This is a genomic window from Paracoccus sp. S3-43 (genome assembly GCF_029027965.1).
Lineage (GTDB): Bacteria > Pseudomonadota > Alphaproteobacteria > Rhodobacterales > Rhodobacteraceae > Paracoccus.
Genome location: NZ_CP119082.1, coordinates 1,869,003 through 1,885,001, shown reverse-complemented (window position 1 = coordinate 1,885,001; position 15,999 = coordinate 1,869,003). Strand labels below are relative to the sequence as shown.

Genomic DNA, 15,999 nt, shown 5'->3' with positions numbered 1-15,999 from the left:
CTGCGATGTACACCCGAAAATTTCCTCAGAGGACGATTTTTCTTGACAGGCGATTGGCGTTTTCGATGACGAACTGCTGCGACCGACGGGGCGACGGCACGCGACCGTTCAGCCGCCAGGTGATCACCGCAAGGCCGTACTGCCAGCGCTTGGTCGCGGCCGTGCGCGACAGGCCGAACTGCCAGCAGATCGGCTTCCACGCCATGCCGTCGGCGCGGGTCCAGACAAGGCGCCCATCCTCGGGCTCCAGCCAGCGCAGCCAGAGCATCGCCTCCTCGGCCTGCGTGATCTGACGCGGGCTGGGCCTTGGCCGCCGCATCTGCGGCTCCTGACCGACCTTGTCGGCGAAGCTGTGGAAATACTCTGGCCAGGCGTTGAAGAAGCCCTGCGGCATCACGCCCGGCATCTGCCGCATCACGCCCGCCGCAAGTTCCAGCCGGTCCTGCACCTGTGCTGTGGTCCACTCACCCATGGCGCGCCTCCCGTTCCCGCTTGCCGTAGAGACGCTCGCCGAGCTGGCGCACCAGCTCCCGCTCGGGCCAGGTCAGACGGTCGTCGTCGATGGCGACGGCCAGCAGCCCCTGCTCCTTCCAGCCGTCGCGCTTGACCTCGTCGGGGTTGCGGCGGTGCCCGCCGTAGCCCTTGGGCGTGAACCGCATGCCGCTCATTGCACACCTCCCCGGGTCTCCAGCGCCCAGAGCAGGATCGCGATGGCGTCGGCCTCGTTGTCGTCGGCGGGCGAGAAGCCGCGCGCCCGGGCGGCGGCCATCATGGCCTCCTTGTTCGCGTTGCCCTTGCCGGTGGCGTGGCGCTTGATGGTGCCGACCGGCACGCCCTGATAGGCGACGCCCGCGGTCTCCGCCCATGACGTCAGCGTGGCCAGCAGCCCGCCATAGACATGCGCCGCGTCGGTGCCGACGTGCCTGCGCACTTCCTCGAAGTGGATGGCGGTGATGGGACCCGCGTCTTGGGCCAGCTGCTCGAGCCAGCCCCGGAACCGCAGGTAGCGCATGCCGCCGCCGTCATAGCGGCTCGGTCGGAAGGATACGGTGCCGCTGGTGATCAGACCGTCCGCAGCCTGCAAGGCCCAGCCGGTCGTGGTGCCGAGATCGAGGGCGAGGACGACCGGCACGCCGGGGCCCGGGGCGCTCATGGGTGTCGGGGTCAGAGATGCGTGGGCCATAATCGGCTCCTTTCCGGTTTGGTGCTCGATGGGGTGACGGGCGGGACATCCAGCCTTTGAGATTGCCCAGGGGTAGGTGGTGACCCTCCCGCGCCTGGCGGGGAGGTCACCTACCCCTTTAGGGGGGCGTTTTCCGAATTCTGAAATCTGCTCCAAGGCATTGATCCAAAACAGAACTTCCAGACTCCGGAGCAGAATCCGGAAAGGCCCTTCCGGATTCTGGAAAGCACCTTCCAAGTCACTGAAATGAAATCGGAAAAGCCAGAATCCAGGATTCGCGCGGGGAGCAGAATCTGCGGATTCTGGCCAGAATCCGGGGCTGCAGAGCCAGAATTCGCGGCGGGGAACGGCGTGAGTTTTCATGCTTCGTCCTCCTCCTGATAGACCCAGACGGAGGGGTTCTCGACGGGCAGGACGGCCCCGGTCTGCGGGCATTTGTAGTGGCTGGGCAGCGCCGGGATCAGCTCAGGCGTGACCTCGCCCGTGTCGGGATCGACGGTCTCGCCGCCCGTGCCGAGCAGCATTCCCTCGACGCAGAGATAGCCGTATTTGCTCCGCTCCGCGGCCAGGCCGATGCGCGTGGCAGCGGGGCCGCGGATGAACTTGACCTTGCCCTTGGTGGCGAGAACGCTGAGCCGGTCGTGGACGATGGTCCGCCCGCCGAGCCCCCCGGTATTCTCGAATGCCTCGGAAAACTGGGCGAAGGTGTAGAGCTTGCCGCGCCGCGCCTCATCGTAGAGCAGACCGAGGATGACGTCGTGCTTGCGCATGCGCTCGGCGTCATGCTTTGCGCCCACCTCGGCGCGCACGAGGCGCTCGTTCATCGGGTTGATCTCGACCCATTGGCCGCGCACCTTGTCGATCAGCTTCGTAGGCAGCGCCGGGCCGTTGCGCAGTTCGATCTCCAGCTTGCGCTCAGACGCGTCCTCGTCGGGGCGGTGCAGGATCAGGCCGGAGGTGTAGAAGCCCCGCAGCGCGCTGGCGCCCGAAAGCGCCAGGAACGGATCCTCCTTCACCTGATGCTTGCTCAGCTTCTTGGTGTGGTGGATCAGGATGATCCCGCAGTCGGGGTTCACGTGGTCGCGAAGCACCTCGACCCGGTCCTTGAGAAAGAACATCATCGCGGCGTTGTCGTTCTCGCCACCGCCGTCAGGTCCGCCGTCGAACAGGTTGCGGATCGGGTCGATGCACAGGATGTCGACAGGCTCGGCCGGGAACGCCTGCTGGATCGCCTGCGCGACCAGCGCGCTGCCACCCTCATCGAGCAGCAGTTTCAGCTTCGGCGTGACGACAAGATTTTCGCGGGCGGCGGCCATCACTTCGGGTGGCAGGCCAATCTGCTGCATGCGCTCGCGCAGATAATGGTACTGGATCTCGGCCTGCAGGTAGAACACGCGCAGCGGCCGTGGCGGCGTGAAGCCAAGGAACGGCACACCGGCAGCCATGTGCACCAGCCAGCTGATGACGAGATCGCTCTTGCCGACCTTGGGCGCGCCGCCGAGCACCAGCATGCCGCCCGGGGTCAGGACGCGTGGGCCGATGATGTCGTCGGGCATCGGCGTGCCGTCGTCCAGCAGCGCCCCCAAGGTGAAGGTGGCGATCTCCCTTGCCGCAGGAGCGCCGTCGTTCCGAATGAGCGGCGGGCCGTTCCGCGCGATATGCAGCGCCCAGAGCCGCTCGTATTCGACCCAGAGGCGGTCTTCCGTCCAGTTGGGCCGGATCATCGCCGCGTTGTATTCGCCGATCGCGCGCCAGGCTTCCTCCCGGCTCATCCGCCCCTCATGCGCCATGCGGACATAGTGTCCGATGGCCATGCTGACGCCTTCGAACCGCGTCCAGGCGTCCTGGCCGCCCTCGCGGACCGGTGTGGTAAGGGCTGCGTCCACGCAGGGTTTCTCGCGCAGCTCGGCCGTCGCCATGCCGACTCCGGGCATGGGCGGCATTTCGGCCGCGCGCTCGAGCATGTCGGCCAGATCGAACTCGAGATCGCTGGCTTCACGGATCAGGACGAGCCGTTCCTGGCCGCCCTTGTGATAGACCGTGCCGGGGACGCGGATCGGCTGGTGCGCCGAGCGGAAATGCATGTCGCCGCCGACCTTGAGCGCGATATCGCCCCGCAACTGGCAAAGCCGCGCGAGATCGGCGCCTTCGGCGGGCTCGGTCAGCTTCCACCAGACATGGAGCTTGGTCGCGCCATCGGCTGTGCGCCCGCCGCTCTCGACGATCAGCGTCGGTCGCCCGAGGTGGTGGACGAGGTGATCGAGCTTGGCTGGGATGTCGCCTGCGTCCAGATCGACGACGACGCTCTGCATCTGCAGTACATCGGCGGCACGCGCCTGTCCGGTTTCCGCCACCGTGCCGGGAATGACATAGACCGCCGCTCCCTCGCGCGCGCCCCAGGCGGCGAATGTGGCGAGCTTGTCGGGCGCCGCGCCGTTCGCGTCGATCCAGATGTTGTGGGGCCGGCCGTCCTTGCCCTGACCCTTGTCCACGAAGCCACGGACAGGGATCAGTCCCTCGGAATAGCCGAAGACCACGTCGACGAAGCGCGCGATCTGCGCGGGGTCCGGTTCCACGGCGAAGGGATCGGGCAGCGGCACCGCGTCGTTGAAATCCCGCCATGGATTGAAGTGGATGATCTTGTCGTCGCTCATGCCGCCAACCCCCAGCACCGTTCGGCATGGGCGCAGAACCGGCATTCGAAGAAGTCGCGGCTGGCGGCGATGCGGGGCAGCAGCTCGCCGGCATCGGTGGCTTGGAGTATCCGCACCGCGCGGTCGGACATGCGCTGCGCCAGATCCGCATCGAAGGCGACCTGCTCGTGATGCAGTTCGGCCGTGTCCTTGTTGATCGCCGTGAACAGCGCCGGGGCTGCGGAAATGCCCGGCACCGAAGGCTCCATGTAGGCCTGATAAATCGCGATCTGCGCGGCATAGACGGGCTTGGAGACGGCGACCCCGTCCTTGACGCAGGCCCGCCAGTTCTTCGCGTTCATCGTCTTGCATTCCCAGAGCGCCGGGGTGCGGAGACCGAGCGCGGCCGGTGCCGCCGCGATGACCCCGTCGACATGGCCACGGATGCGGCCGCCCGCGACAGAGAAGCCGAACTGTTCGCCATCGGGGCGGTTGCCCTTGCGGGTGTAGAGGTCCAGCCCGGCCGCCCGCAGCCAGCGGATCGCCAGATCCTCGAGCTGATGACCGATCGCGAAGATCCTCAACGTCTGGCCGCCGAAATCCGCGCCCTCATCCTTGGGCGCACCCGCGAACTCGAACTGCAGCGCGCGTTCGCAGGCATGTCCCAGACGGGACGCGCCGAGATAGGTTCGGGGCGGCGTGGCCACCCGCTCGGCGATCAGCGCGGCGTCGACCAGCGCGTTGATCCGCTCGGCCATGGAGGGGCGCGGGTTGAAATCCAGCATCAGAACGGCACCTCGCTCCTGGCGGCGATGCGCGACATCTCGGCGCCATAGCCCTCCAGAACCTCCTCGATCAGCGCGGTGACCTCTGTCGCATCGAGATCCCGCAGCCGCTTGTCCCAGCCGATTTGGTCCATGGTCGTGCCGAGCCGCTTCATCACCAGCGCGATGGCGAGGCGTTCTTCATCGGTCGTTCCCTGCATGGTCAGTCCTTTCCGGTGGCGGGCCGCGAAGAACGCCTGGCAGTGCATCGAGCAGAACCAGCGGTATTCGCGGGGGCGGGGTTTGTTGGGGTTGAAGAAACCGAAGCCGCGCGCGGGGCGCAGACAGACGGCGCAAGGCTTGAGGCGCGGGTGCCAGAGCCGAATACGCTCCGGGCAATCCGCAGGCGCTGCGGGCGGGGATTGGACTTGCGCGACATGATTCACGCCGCCCTCCGCTGGGGCTCGGCCGCCGAGACGAGGCGCCGGATGTCGCGCTTGTTGAACTGGAACGAGATCAGCGCGGAGGCGCGATAGCGCGTCAGGCCGTAATCGCGCCGGAACTCGGGCGGCAGGCAGTTGAGCTGCTTCTCCGTCGCGTCCTGCTTCAGCCAGCCCTTCGACTTGAAGGCGCTCTCGTCGGTCTCATGCTCGTTCAGCCAGTCGTCGGCCTGCGCGAGACAGACGATGCGCTCGCCCACGCTCAGGAGCCGCGTCGCCTTGCCCTTGGCGCCCCCGACCGCGTGCCAGCGGCCCTCGAGGAAGAACACGCCGCCCCAGGCGTGAAAGCCGTTGGCCATCAGCGCGGCGTCGTCGCCGAACAGGTCCACCCACGCGAAACTCGATCGCTCGAGAAGATCGAGCTCGGTCATGACGAAACTGTCGATTGGCTCAGCGCCTTCGCGCGGCAACTCGCACCCGCAGATCGGGCATTCGGTGACCGCGATCGGGATCTCGGCCTTGCATTCGGGGCAGAGCTTCGTGGGGGCTTCCCCCGGCGTCGGAACGCGCCCGTCGAGATCGACATCCTGTTCCAGCGTGCCGTGCGTGAGACTCGACGTCCCGAAATCCAGCACGACGCAGTCGGTCTTGACGATGCCGGGATGTTCCTCGGGATCGACGGTACGCAGACCGCGCCCGACCATCTGGATCATGGTGGACTTGTAGGAGCTGGGCCGCAGCAGCACGACGCAGGAGGTGGGCGGATGGTCCCAGCCCTCGGTCAGCACCGCCACGTTGACCACCACGCGGATGTTGCCCGCCGCGTAGTCGGCGAGGATCGCCTTGCGCGTCTCGGCCGCCAGATCGCCGTGGATCAGGGCGGCGGAAACGCCCGCCGCCCGGAACGCGTCGGTGACATGCTCGGCGTGCGCGACGGTGGAGCAGAACACCACGGTCTGCCGGTCGCCCGCCTTTTCCTTCCAGTGGCGGATCACCTCGTCGGTGACGGGGGCGCGGTCCATGATGCCCGCGACCTCCGCCATGTCGAAATCCGACATGGTCTTGCGGACCGAGCGCAGCTCGTCCTGCACGCCCACGTCGATGACGAAGGTGCGCGGCGGGACGAGGTGGCCCGAGGCGATCAACTCGCCCAGCCGCACCTGATCGGCGACGTTGTCGAAGACCTCGCGCAGGCCCTTCCTGTCGCCCCGGTTCGGCGTCGCCGTGACCCCGAAGATGCGGGCGTCGGGATTGGCTTCGCGCACCCGGTCGATGATGCGGCGATAGCTGTCGGCGACGGCATGGTGCGCCTCATCCACGACCAGCAGATCGAGACGCGGCATCTCGGCAAGGTTCGACGCGCGCGCCAGCGTCGGCACCATGGCGAAGGCGACCTGGCCGCCCCAGGACTTCGCCGTGGCGTCGATCACCGAGGTGGCGACGCCCGGCACGACCCGCTGGAACTTGGCGCGGTTCTGCGCCGTCAGCTCGTCGCGATGCGCCAGCACGCAGGCCTTGGCGCCGTCGCCGATCATCTCGCCGGTGACCGCCGAGAGCATGATGGTCTTGCCCGCGCCGGTGGGCGCCACGCTCAGCGTGTTGCCGCGGGAACCGAGCGCAGCCACGCTGCGCTCGACGAAGGTCTTCTGGCGGGGGCGCAGGCGCATGGCCGGTCTCCCCCTTACTGCGCCCAGCTCGGCCGACCGGCGAACCCGGGAGCGGAAGCGAGCTGGCTGGGCTGATGTGACGGTGCCGCAGAGGTGGTCTGCTGCGGGGCATGTCCGGCAGCACCCTGTCCGCCGAACTGCAGCGCAGCCGTCCCCATGACCTGAGCGTAATCGCGATGATCGGGCGTGACCGCGCTGCGGATCTCGTTCTTGTCGTCGCCGCTGGCGTCGGTGCCGATGTCGATGCGGGCGATGAACTCGATCCCGTCGAGATCGGCGAAGCCGTTGATGCGCCGCGCCGCCTGCGCCTCGGCCGACATGTCCTTGTCGGAAATCCCGCGGGCCGAGTTCAGCATTCCGCGCACGAGGCTGCGGCCCATGTTGGCCCAGTCGGGCCCCTTCGGGCTGTAGAGCCCGATCAGGGTGAAGACCTTGCGCCGGGCATACTGACCCTCGGTCACCGTGAACTCGCCGTTCAGATAGACCGCACCCGTCGAGCCGCGCGTGGCATACCCGCCGGTCCAGCCTTGCGACGGATCGTCGAAGCCCCCCGGACGGATGGTCAGGCGCACCTTGGCCAGCGTGCCCTTGGGGATCAGGTTGGTGTTGCTCTGCGCGTCGTTGAAATCGTTCCAGGAACCCATGGGGAACCTCCTTTTCTGATCAGGATTGCGGTTGGGATTGGGCGTCGGCCGCCGGATCGGCGGGCGGCGGGGTGTAGGTCAGGCGCTTGGGTGCCGGCGCGACGGGGGCGCGGATCTTCGTCATCAGGCGGCCGAGGTGAGGCTCCTCGACCTGATCCAGCCGACCGGAGCGGTCCTTGGCCGGAAAGCCCCATGGGTTGATGGTCTGGCAGACGAAGGCGCGATAGGGACCGCCATCGGCCTTCAGCTCCGCCATGGTGATCACCTCGTCGACGATCCCCGGCAGCTCCAACCCGGTCTTCGAGCCGTCGATCTGCGGCTGGAACACCTTGCGGTTGAAGTCGTCGAGCTTCTCGTCGAGGATCCCGACGAACCAGACGTTCTTGGCCCGTGTGTGCTGGAGATGCGTGAGCCAGCCGATCATCTCGCGGCCGTGCAGCCCGTAGGCCCCGCGCACGTCCGGCTTGCCGGTCTTCTCCGACAGCGCCTCGGGCTGGCCCTTGCACCAGCCGAAGCACAGCCGCCCCGCCACGGTGATCGAGTCCACGAAGATCGTGTCGTAATGGTCGAGAGCTGCCGGATCGCCGAAGCGGTCGCAGACCGCCTTGTAATGCGCCGGGCTGTAGGGCTGCTCGTCGCGCAGGGCCGGGTTCGGCCCGCCGATGAACACCGCGAAATCCCGGCATTCCGTCCAGGTCCGCGGCCGGATGCTGTCGCCCGCCCAGCCCTCGATGGCGAGATCGCCCGCCTCGAGGTCCATGAACAGGGTCGTCGACGCGTTCAGGGTCCAGAGGAGCGATGTCTTCCCGATGCCGGATTTGCCGAAGATGCAGCCCTTGATACCCCGCGGCTCGGCCAGCCGCTGGTCGGCGCTGATGATCGGGAGGCTCATCGATCGCCCCCCTGCGGAACGATCTCGATCTTCAGCGTGCCCGGCCGGACGGTGCGCGCAGGCTCGAAACCGGCACGGATCGCATCGGGCCAGGCGGCGTATTTGCGCTCGGGCACCTTGAAGGCGATGTCGACATACTGGGCGGGATCGTCCCCGGCGGCGCGGATGCGCTCGACCATGGCGGCGAGACGATCCTGATCCCAATCGACCCGTTTCGGCAGATCGGCGACCACGATGAAATCTCCGTCGTCGAAGCGGATCGTTCCGGTGTCCTTGCCAGCGGCCTGCCGCTCCTCTTCCGCGCGGGTGGCGTAGCGGACCGTCAGCGCGCCATCGAGGCGAGCCTTCGCGGCCTTGACCCGGACCATGCGCTCGTCGACATCGCGCTGCAGGATGGCCAACAGTTCGACGGGCAGCTGTGCGATGTCCTGCAAGCCGATGCCCGGCAGGTCGTCGACGGTGGGGGTGTTCGCGGGGAACGGCATGTAAGGGTCTCCATGATCAGCAAAAAGGGATTGGAAGGCGGTCATCACGCGGCCTCTTGCTCGGCGAGCAGGAGCGCGGACAGCGACACCGCCGCGGCCTTCGGCTTGGGGCGGGCGACGGCGATATAGGCGAACTGGTCGGGGCCCGTGCGCTCCTGCACCAGGTGCACGAGACCCTGCTCGGCCGCCCAGAAGGCGCGCGACCCGACCCGGGCCAGTTCCGCGCGCTGCTGATCCGGCAACCGGGCGAACATCGGGAAGATGTCGAGAACCAGAAAGCCGCGATGGTATTCGAGCCGGTCGCCCGGCATGGCCTGCGCCACCCAGGCGCAGAACTCGATCTCGGTGAGCGGTCGGCGGGCGCGGACCGTGATGAAGGGGGTGGTGCCCATGAACATGATCTCCTCCTTTCGCCTCTACTCAGGCCGCCGCGAGATCGTCCCAGGAGGGACCGAGACCATGGGCGGTGAGGACGTGGCGGAGATCGGCGAGGCGGCGGTAGAGCGCGGACCGGCTTCCGAAACCCTCGGCCGCGAGTGCGGTCACGGGGCGATGCGCCAGCGCCGCACAGAACCGGCGATCCTCGGCCGGGAGCCGCGCAAGGGCGGCCTGCAGGGCGTGGTGAAGTTCGGTGACAGCGCCGGCGCAGCAGGTCTGGCCGTGCCAGGCGGCAAGCCCGTCGTCCTCGGTCAGCGTGTCGCCGACCGGCTCGCGAGCACCGGCCAGCGGCACCTCCAGCGAGAGCAGCGACCCACCCTGTGCACGACGCTGGCGGTGATGGCGCATCGCGATCCGCGAGGACTGGTTGCGCAGGACAATATTGGCGAAAGCGCCGATGCTGCCGCGCGAGGGATCGTAGGCGGGCAAGCGGCGCAGCAGATCGACCAGGAGGTCCTGACCCAGATCCTCGCGCTCGCAGACCGGCAGGGTCAGCTTGCGCCGAAGCCGTTGCGCCGCCGCATCGGCCTCGCGGATGATGGTTTCAATGTCGTCGGGGGAGAGTTCGATCTGCATCGGTGTGCGCCTCGGTCATCGTTTCTGATGAGCCCAAGGTGCCGGATGCGGTCGCCGCGCAGGTGGGAACGGGGTGGGAATAAGGTGGGGGTTTGGTGGGTGGCGGATATCTACAGAAGACGATCCGGCTCGGCTGCCTCTAACACTTTGACTTTGCCGCGCATCGTCTGCACACTGATCATGTTTAAGTTCTCACAATTCTCTCGGGATAGGAAAAGTGAGGCAGAATGGCTCTGATTTCGCTTAGTGATGCGTGTGAGCAGCTGCCCTACACACGCGACCAGATCAACGAAACCATCCGCGACTTCGATTTAAAGCGCACAGAAACTGGTGGAACAGATGGTGAACCCTTAGTAGTCGCCGTCAACGAAGAAGCTCTCAAACGAGCGCTGGAAGCTCGCAATCTCAATGCGCAGCAGCCACTGTGGGTGCACGCGTTCGAAGAAATCCGGGCCGGGATCCGGAAATTATCCCAGGGATGGTGGGCGACAATTCTGACCACTGTCACTGCGCTTGCTGCGCTGGGCACCGCGTGGGCGGCTTGGCAGTCAATGGAGGATTCCAAGGACGTTCTGTCTGCACGCAGCAATTACGAAGTTCTCTCGAAGATCTCGGACCGGATTGTGGATTCCCGGATGGCTGCGGCGGGTGCGGCAGCAGCCACAACCCCCCAAGAGCGCGCGCGCTTTGCGGCCGCGGCCGAGATCTATGCGGAGGATCTCGACACACAGGTGCAGCTTCTCGATGCTCTGAACGAGGCTGGGATCATTGTGGGCGATGACTGGACGACAACTGTGTCGGCACTCTGCAAGCCCATGCATCGCGAAAACTATCATGAACGCGGCGACGATCTTTTCGTGGCTTTCAGATCGATGTGTGAGAAGACGCTTGAAGCAGGAGATTGGTCTCCGGAGGCCGGAGATTAGAACTGAAGCTCGGGACAGCAAGAAGTGCGAACTTAAACATCGGAGGGATTTGCAGACATGACTAAGCTATCACAATTGGCAATTCGCCTGCTGGCGATGACTGCACTGCTGTGTGCTTTCGCGACTTCTGGCCACGCTTCACTCGAAAGCATCGGAAAGCTCGATCTCAGTCCCTACGATCCCGACTCGCAACTGCCTGGAGCTGCCGAATCAATTGCGCAGGCCAATTGCAGTGCAAACATGGTCGTGGCCCTCGCGCTCGGCAACAACACGGACGCGGCAAGAGAACAACTTGGCGCGGCGATCGAAAACTACGGCTCAGCAGCTGACCGGCTGAACAGCTTGGCCGACGGCGCAGCGTTTGATGGCTTGGCCGTTGATCCCGGGACACCGGGTCTCAGCACTATGGGGTTCCTTTTCGAGACCCCTCCCGAAGAGATCGACGACATCATTAGAGCAATAGCAAATCGGGCCGACACGGCCAAGGACGCTGCGACGCGCATACAGTCAGGCAACGAGCAACCGGACGACCTGATAACTCTTATGACAGCTTCATCAGAGATCACGATGTTGCTGACGCTTCTAGGTGAAGCCTTAGTCGTTTCGGCCTGATAAGTGATCTCTCATTTGGCTAAGTTTCAACTTCTGCTTTCAGCTCGATCGGCCAGAGAGATGAAAAGGAAACTGGGCGGTGCCTCAGCCGTCCACCACAATATACGAAGCATGGACGCCGAGCCGGTAGCCCCGGTTGCGCACGGTCATGATCAGGGCCTTGCTCTCGACATCGGTGAACCCGACAGCCTTGAAGGCATCCCGCAGCTCGCGGATCAGATCCTTGGCCTCGCGCGCTGTCGTGCCTTCGACATGGGCTCCGGAGGCGACCTGATCGCGCGACATCGCTTTTTCCAGCAGGCGTTCGAACACGGGGAAGATCTGACGCGACAGAATGACGGAGCGACCGTCCCATTGAACCTCGGCCGTTGCCCTTCGCACGCGAAGCACGGGCGCCAGCGGGACCGGCGCCAGAGCCGCGATGTCGATCGTGCCGCCGAGGCCATTTGTGGCGGGCGTCAGCACCTTGAGGATTTCGACGAGATGAAAGCCCGCATCCTGGTGTCGCCGGGCAATCTCCGCTGGCAACGCCGGTGCGAGGATCGTGATGTCCGAACACTGCGCCGCCTGGCGCAACGATGCGATGATGCCGTCGCCGGTCAGGGCTGCGGGCTCCAGCGCAAGAAACACCGCCCGACCCGATGGCGTGTCGCCCAGCCGCCAGACCTTTTCCGCGGCGAGCTTCGGGACTATGCCGAACCCTGCCGCGGTGCCGATCACGGAGGCCAGCGCCCCGCCGCCGATGCGGAACACGCGCAAATCGTCCTCGGCGAGATCGACGTCGTGTCGGCGGTCGAGCGGGCACTCAGCACGATATCCATCGCCCGCTTTCCTGATCGGCCGACAGGGGAGCCCGCATTCGCAGGCATCGCAGACCTCCCAATCGGCCAGCGGCGCCTGTTCGATGAGGACACGTTTCGCCAGCAGCCGATCGCAGACCGGACCGAAGAAGGGCGCGGCAAGCTCGCCGGGCAGGATCGCGTCGTCGCCAGCCTCACTCAGCCGCGTCAACAACCTCAAAATCGTCTCGGTCATTCATCAGCCCGTTCCGTTCGATCAGCTTCATCACCCGCGCCTCATGTTGGGTACGGCGGAACTGCACGACGCCCGGGGGCCGCAGCTTGACCGTGACCTGCGGCTGGCGCTTGCCGTCACCCTTGAACAGGATCCGAAACACAAGCTCGCCCAGCCGCCAGGCGCCGCCGAACGAGACCGGTGTGCTGCCAAAATGCTGGAGCGCATCACCGCCGAGGTCCCGCGACCGCAGCGTGCGCACCACGCGGGGATAACTCTTCTTGCCGGGCGCCATCAGGTCGGCCGCCGCCTCGATGATCAGAACCTTGTCGATCAGCGGATCGTAGGCGGCATCGAAGGCGAATCCCGGTCCGGCCAGTTCGACCGGGCGCAGGGTATAGAGCTCCTGCGCATCGTCGCCGTCGAAGAAGCCGGGCCTGTCGAGGATGATCGAGGCGAAGAGTTCCGCTATCTCGGGCTGATGCGCCTTCCGGATGCGGGCCAGCCGCAGCATGCCCGTGTTCTCGGAGTATCGCAGCACCGCGTGGGAAATCTGGCGCACGCTGATCACCCGTTCGACCTGGCCTTCGACGACCGGCATGGTCGAGACCATGGAGCCGTGGCTGACCACGAGGTTGATCTCGTCATCGTCGTCGTAGTCGCCCACCCGGCAGTAGTCCCCGAGAAAGGCGTCACGGAAGAGCGCGGCAACGGCCGTCCGGAACGCCTCGACCTTCTCCGCCGTCAGATCGATCGCGACGCCACGTTCCCGCCCGGCATATTCATGCAGGCGGTCGGCAGTGAGCATCGCCATGTGGTCAGCGGCCGCATCGAACAGGTCCGGATGCTCCAGAAAGACCCGGACGGCGATGTGCTTGGGATCATGCGCCTTGTTCGGCGCGTCCTCGTCGCCGGTCTTCATATCGGGGAACAGATCGACGCCCTGACGGACTGCCTGCGCCTGGATGATCTCGAGGCCGCGGGCATCGCCCAGTTCCGCGATGCGGTGCAGATCGCCGCGCAGCCCCTCGGGATAGCTGTCCTCGGCGCCAGTCAGCAACTTCTCCAGCGCCTCGCGGGCGGCATCTTCCTCCTGGTCCAGCAGGTCGACGGAGAAGCCCTTGTACTTGCCCTCGTGCCGCGCCAGCAGCGGCTTCATCAGGGCGAGATCGATGGTCTTGATGAACCGGGGGTTCACGAACTTCTTCAAATTGCCGGCCACGACGAATCCCCTTTCCTGCAAGACAAGCGTTCCTGTTACGTTCTTTTGATCGATTCTTCAACCTGTGCGGGATCGGTTGGGACGCTTTCCGACATCGACGAGTAGAGGCCAGAGGAGACGACTGCTCCGAGGCCCGCATGAAACGACCCAATCCGCTCCCGCCCGACCAGATGACGCCCGCAGAACGCCGCGCCGAGTTGTGCGGCCTGCTGGCGTCCGGGCTGGTTCGGCTACGGATGCGGGAGACGGGCGAAGTATCTGACGATACTGGAGAACGTTGCCTACACTATCCGCCCGACCAATGCCGTCATGCAACTCCAACTTGCCGGAGAAATGCATGAACAGGCCCGACCCCATCCCCGCGCGCCTGGCCGCGCTCAAGACAACTTCAACGCCCGACTTGAAGCAACAGTGGCGCGACCTGTTCGACAGCGAGGCGCCGCCGTTCAACCGGAGGTACCTTGAAAGCCGCCTGGCCTACCGGATCCAGGAGTTGGCATACGGCGGGCTGAAGCCGGAGACGATCCGGCGGCTGGAACGGCTGGGTGAGGAACTGGACGGCGGCTACCGGGCGAAGCGGAGCATCCGCGCCGATCGCGAGCGCCCGATCACCGGCACGCGGCTGCTGCGCGAATGGCAGGGTGTCGAGCAGGTCGTCACCGTCACCACCGACGGCTTCGAGTGGCAAGGCCGGCCGTACAAGTCGCTGTCGGCCATCGCCCGCGCCATCACCGGCACCCGCTGGAACGGGTGGGTCTTCTTCGGCCTCAAGAACCACAGGGGGCGGACATGACGAAGCCGCCGGAAAAATCGAAGGTCGTCCGAAAGCTGCGTTGCGCGGTCTACACCCGGAAATCCTCCGAGGAAGGGCTGGAGCAGGAGTTCAACAGCCTCCACGCCCAACGGGAGGCCTGCGTGGCCTACATCGCCAGCCAGCGGTCTGAGGGCTGGGTGCTGGTCCGCGATCAGTATGACGACGGCGGCATTTCGGGCGGCACGTTGGAGCGGCACGGCCTGCAATGGCTGCTGGAGGACATCGAGGACGGGCTGGTCGACGTGGTGGTGGTCTACAAGATCGACCGCCTCAGCCGGTCGCTGGCGGATTTCGCCAAGCTGGTCGAGGTATTCGACCGGAACGGCGTGACCTTCGTCTCGGTGACGCAGTCGTTCAACACGACCACGTCGATGGGGCGACTGACGCTGAACATCCTGCTCAGCTTCGCCCAGTTCGAGCGGGAGGTGACGGCCGAGCGCATCCGCGACAAGGTCGCCGCCAGTCGGAAGAAGGGCATGTGGATGGGCGGGGTGCCGCCCTTCGGCTACCGCGTCGAGAACCGGAAGCTGGTGGTCGACGAAGACATCGCGGCGCGTGTGCGCTGGATCTTCGCCCGCTTCCTCGAGATCGGGTCCTGCACGGAGCTGGCGCGGGAGGTCGGCGCACGCGGCATCCGGACACCGCGCGGCAACCGGATCGACAAGAAGTACATCTATCGGATGCTCAGCAACCGCGCCTACATTGGCGAAGCGGTCCATAAGGGCGACAGCTATCCGGGTGAGCACGACGCGGTCATCGACCGCGAGACGTGGGACCGCGTCCACGCCATCCTGCAGGAGAGCCCGCGCAAGCGTGCCGCGCGCACCCGTGCCGAGACGCCCGCCCTGCTGAAGGGGCTGCTGTTCGGCCCGGATGGCGCGGCCTTCTCGCCGACGCATACGCGCAAGGGCGGGCGGTTGTACCGCTATTACGTGAGCCAGACGGTGCTGAAGCACGGCGCCGGATCATGTCCGGTGGGCCGCGTGCCCGCAGGTGAGATCGAAGCCGCCGTCATCGACCAGCTGCGCGCCGTGTTCCGCCAGCCCGAGTTCGTGGCAGGGACGTGGAAGGCCGCCCGCGCCCATGCCGACGACCTCACCGAGGCCGACGCCCGCGCAGCGCTTCAGCAGCTCGACCCGCTGTGGGACGAACTTTTCCCCGCCGAGCAGGCCCGCATCGTGGCGCTGCTGGTCGAGCGGGTGGACGTCGGCACCGATAGCCTGAACGTCCGGCTGCGCGTGGACGGCCTCGGCGGCCTCGCGCGCGAGATGTTGGCTGGGGACATGGGGGCGGCCGCATGACCCGCGGCACGCCCATCCCCGAGACAGTGACGCTCCACGTCCCATTCCGCATCGTGAGGCGCGGAGGACGGAAGGAGATGCAGCTGCCGGACGGCGTCAAGCATCAAAGACGGACGGACAGCACGTTGGTCAAGGCGCTGGCCCGCGCATTCCGCTGGAAGCGCCTGCTGGAGTCGGGCGAGTACGCAACCATCGCCGAACTGGCCGAGCACGAGGGGATCGCACCGTCCTACATGACCCGTGTCCTGCGGCTTACGCTGCTTGCGCCGGACATCATCGAGGCGATCCTGGACGGAAAGCAGGGACCCGAGGTGACGCTGGTGCGGGCGCTGGAGCCGTTAGCGGCATGCTTTGAAGAACAGCGGAGTTCGCTCGCAAAGCGCTAATT

Annotated in this window: 19 protein-coding genes; 5 read left to right on the top strand and 14 right to left on the bottom strand. The window is 66.1% G+C overall.

All coding sequences use genetic code 11. From position 1 onward, the window contains the following. Nucleotides 1–25 precede the first annotated feature (25 nt). The 12 genes from PXD02_RS09815 to PXD02_RS09760 all read right to left on the bottom strand — a co-directional run bounded on the left by PXD02_RS09815 (nucleotide 26) and on the right by PXD02_RS09760 (nucleotide 9,722). Nucleotides 26–472 carry a DUF6362 family protein gene (locus PXD02_RS09815; protein WP_275103731.1) on the bottom strand — a complete coding sequence of 149 codons (447 nt, stop codon included), beginning with the start codon at nucleotides 470–472 and terminating at the stop codon, nucleotides 26–28. Further along, complete coding sequence (locus PXD02_RS09810; protein ID WP_039616164.1) at nucleotides 465–659, bottom strand: hypothetical protein; 195 nt, start codon at nucleotides 657–659, stop codon at nucleotides 465–467. The genes PXD02_RS09815 and PXD02_RS09810 overlap by 8 nt, the downstream gene beginning before the upstream one ends. 5 nt (nucleotides 660–664) lie before the next feature. Next, the gene (locus tag PXD02_RS09805) at nucleotides 665–1,183 is read right to left on the bottom strand and encodes a hypothetical protein (RefSeq protein WP_275103730.1); all 519 of its coding nucleotides are present in this window, start codon (nucleotides 1,181–1,183) and stop codon (nucleotides 665–667) included. Nucleotides 1,184–1,542: 359 nt separating this feature from the next. After that, complete coding sequence (locus PXD02_RS09800; protein WP_275103729.1) at nucleotides 1,543–3,837, bottom strand: AAA family ATPase; 2,295 nt, start codon at nucleotides 3,835–3,837, stop codon at nucleotides 1,543–1,545. Beyond that, a complete protein-coding gene (locus PXD02_RS09795; protein WP_275103728.1) occupies nucleotides 3,834–4,601 on the bottom strand; it encodes a hypothetical protein in 768 nt (255 codons plus the stop codon). The genes PXD02_RS09800 and PXD02_RS09795 overlap by 4 nt, the downstream gene beginning before the upstream one ends. Beyond that, the gene (locus tag PXD02_RS09790; protein WP_275103727.1) at nucleotides 4,601–5,026 is read right to left on the bottom strand and encodes a DUF6511 domain-containing protein; all 426 of its coding nucleotides are present in this window, start codon (nucleotides 5,024–5,026) and stop codon (nucleotides 4,601–4,603) included. The genes PXD02_RS09795 and PXD02_RS09790 overlap by 1 nt, the downstream gene beginning before the upstream one ends. Beyond that, nucleotides 5,023–6,687: a DEAD/DEAH box helicase gene (locus PXD02_RS09785; RefSeq protein ID WP_275103726.1), complete on the bottom strand. Its 1,665-nt coding sequence runs from the start codon at nucleotides 6,685–6,687 to the stop codon at nucleotides 5,023–5,025. Before PXD02_RS09785 ends, PXD02_RS09790 begins: the two co-directional genes overlap by 4 nt. Nucleotides 6,688–6,701: 14 nt before the next feature. Continuing rightward, nucleotides 6,702–7,331: a hypothetical protein gene (locus tag PXD02_RS09780; RefSeq protein WP_275103725.1), complete on the bottom strand. Its 630-nt coding sequence runs from the start codon at nucleotides 7,329–7,331 to the stop codon at nucleotides 6,702–6,704. 19 nt (nucleotides 7,332–7,350) lie between these two features. Next, complete coding sequence (locus PXD02_RS09775) at nucleotides 7,351–8,223, bottom strand: ATP-binding protein (protein WP_275103724.1); 873 nt, start codon at nucleotides 8,221–8,223, stop codon at nucleotides 7,351–7,353. Then, nucleotides 8,220–8,753 carry a hypothetical protein gene (locus PXD02_RS09770; RefSeq protein ID WP_275103723.1) on the bottom strand — a complete coding sequence of 178 codons (534 nt, stop codon included), beginning with the start codon at nucleotides 8,751–8,753 and terminating at the stop codon, nucleotides 8,220–8,222. Before PXD02_RS09770 ends, PXD02_RS09775 begins: the two co-directional genes overlap by 4 nt. Next, on the bottom strand, nucleotides 8,753–9,106 hold the full coding sequence (locus tag PXD02_RS09765; RefSeq protein WP_275103722.1) for a hypothetical protein: 354 nt from the start codon (nucleotides 9,104–9,106) through the stop codon (nucleotides 8,753–8,755). Before PXD02_RS09765 ends, PXD02_RS09770 begins: the two co-directional genes overlap by 1 nt. 22 nt (nucleotides 9,107–9,128) lie before the next feature. Further along, nucleotides 9,129–9,722, bottom strand: coding sequence for a sigma factor (locus PXD02_RS09760; RefSeq protein WP_275103721.1), 594 nt, complete (start codon nucleotides 9,720–9,722; stop codon nucleotides 9,129–9,131). A 227-nt stretch (nucleotides 9,723–9,949) separates the two neighbouring features. On the opposite strand from PXD02_RS09760, the gene PXD02_RS09755 reads away from it, so the two are divergent. Both PXD02_RS09755 and PXD02_RS09750 read left to right on the top strand, forming a co-directional pair. After that, nucleotides 9,950–10,648, top strand: coding sequence for a hypothetical protein (locus PXD02_RS09755; protein WP_275103720.1), 699 nt, complete (start codon nucleotides 9,950–9,952; stop codon nucleotides 10,646–10,648). A 57-nt stretch (nucleotides 10,649–10,705) separates the two neighbouring features. After that, nucleotides 10,706–11,260 carry a hypothetical protein gene (locus tag PXD02_RS09750; RefSeq protein WP_275103719.1) on the top strand — a complete coding sequence of 185 codons (555 nt, stop codon included), beginning with the start codon at nucleotides 10,706–10,708 and terminating at the stop codon, nucleotides 11,258–11,260. An 84-nt stretch (nucleotides 11,261–11,344) separates the two neighbouring features. Here the strand turns inward: PXD02_RS09750 and PXD02_RS09745 are convergent, their stop codons facing one another. Together PXD02_RS09745 and PXD02_RS09740 are read right to left on the bottom strand one after the other, a co-directional pair. Then, entirely contained in the window at nucleotides 11,345–12,295 is a 951-nt protein-coding gene (locus PXD02_RS09745; RefSeq protein ID WP_275103718.1) for a helix-turn-helix domain-containing protein, read from the bottom strand. Further along, nucleotides 12,255–13,496, bottom strand: a complete 1,242-nt coding sequence (locus PXD02_RS09740; RefSeq protein ID WP_275103717.1) for a hypothetical protein — start codon at nucleotides 13,494–13,496, stop codon at nucleotides 12,255–12,257. The genes PXD02_RS09745 and PXD02_RS09740 overlap by 41 nt, the downstream gene beginning before the upstream one ends. A 337-nt stretch (nucleotides 13,497–13,833) precedes the next feature. On the opposite strand from PXD02_RS09740, the gene PXD02_RS09735 reads away from it, so the two are divergent. The 3 genes from PXD02_RS09735 (at nucleotide 13,834) to PXD02_RS09725 (ending at nucleotide 15,997) form a co-directional block, all read left to right on the top strand. Next, nucleotides 13,834–14,289 (top strand): DUF2924 domain-containing protein, encoded by a 456-nt coding sequence (locus PXD02_RS09735; RefSeq protein WP_275103716.1) that lies wholly within the window; start codon nucleotides 13,834–13,836, stop codon nucleotides 14,287–14,289. Further along, nucleotides 14,286–15,611: a recombinase family protein gene (locus PXD02_RS09730; protein ID WP_275103715.1), complete on the top strand. Its 1,326-nt coding sequence runs from the start codon at nucleotides 14,286–14,288 to the stop codon at nucleotides 15,609–15,611. Before PXD02_RS09735 ends, PXD02_RS09730 begins: the two co-directional genes overlap by 4 nt. Nucleotides 15,612–15,688: 77 nt before the next feature. Next, on the top strand, nucleotides 15,689–15,997 hold the full coding sequence (locus PXD02_RS09725; RefSeq protein WP_473092009.1) for a hypothetical protein: 309 nt from the start codon (nucleotides 15,689–15,691) through the stop codon (nucleotides 15,995–15,997). The last annotated feature ends 2 nt before the right edge of the window (nucleotides 15,998–15,999 follow it).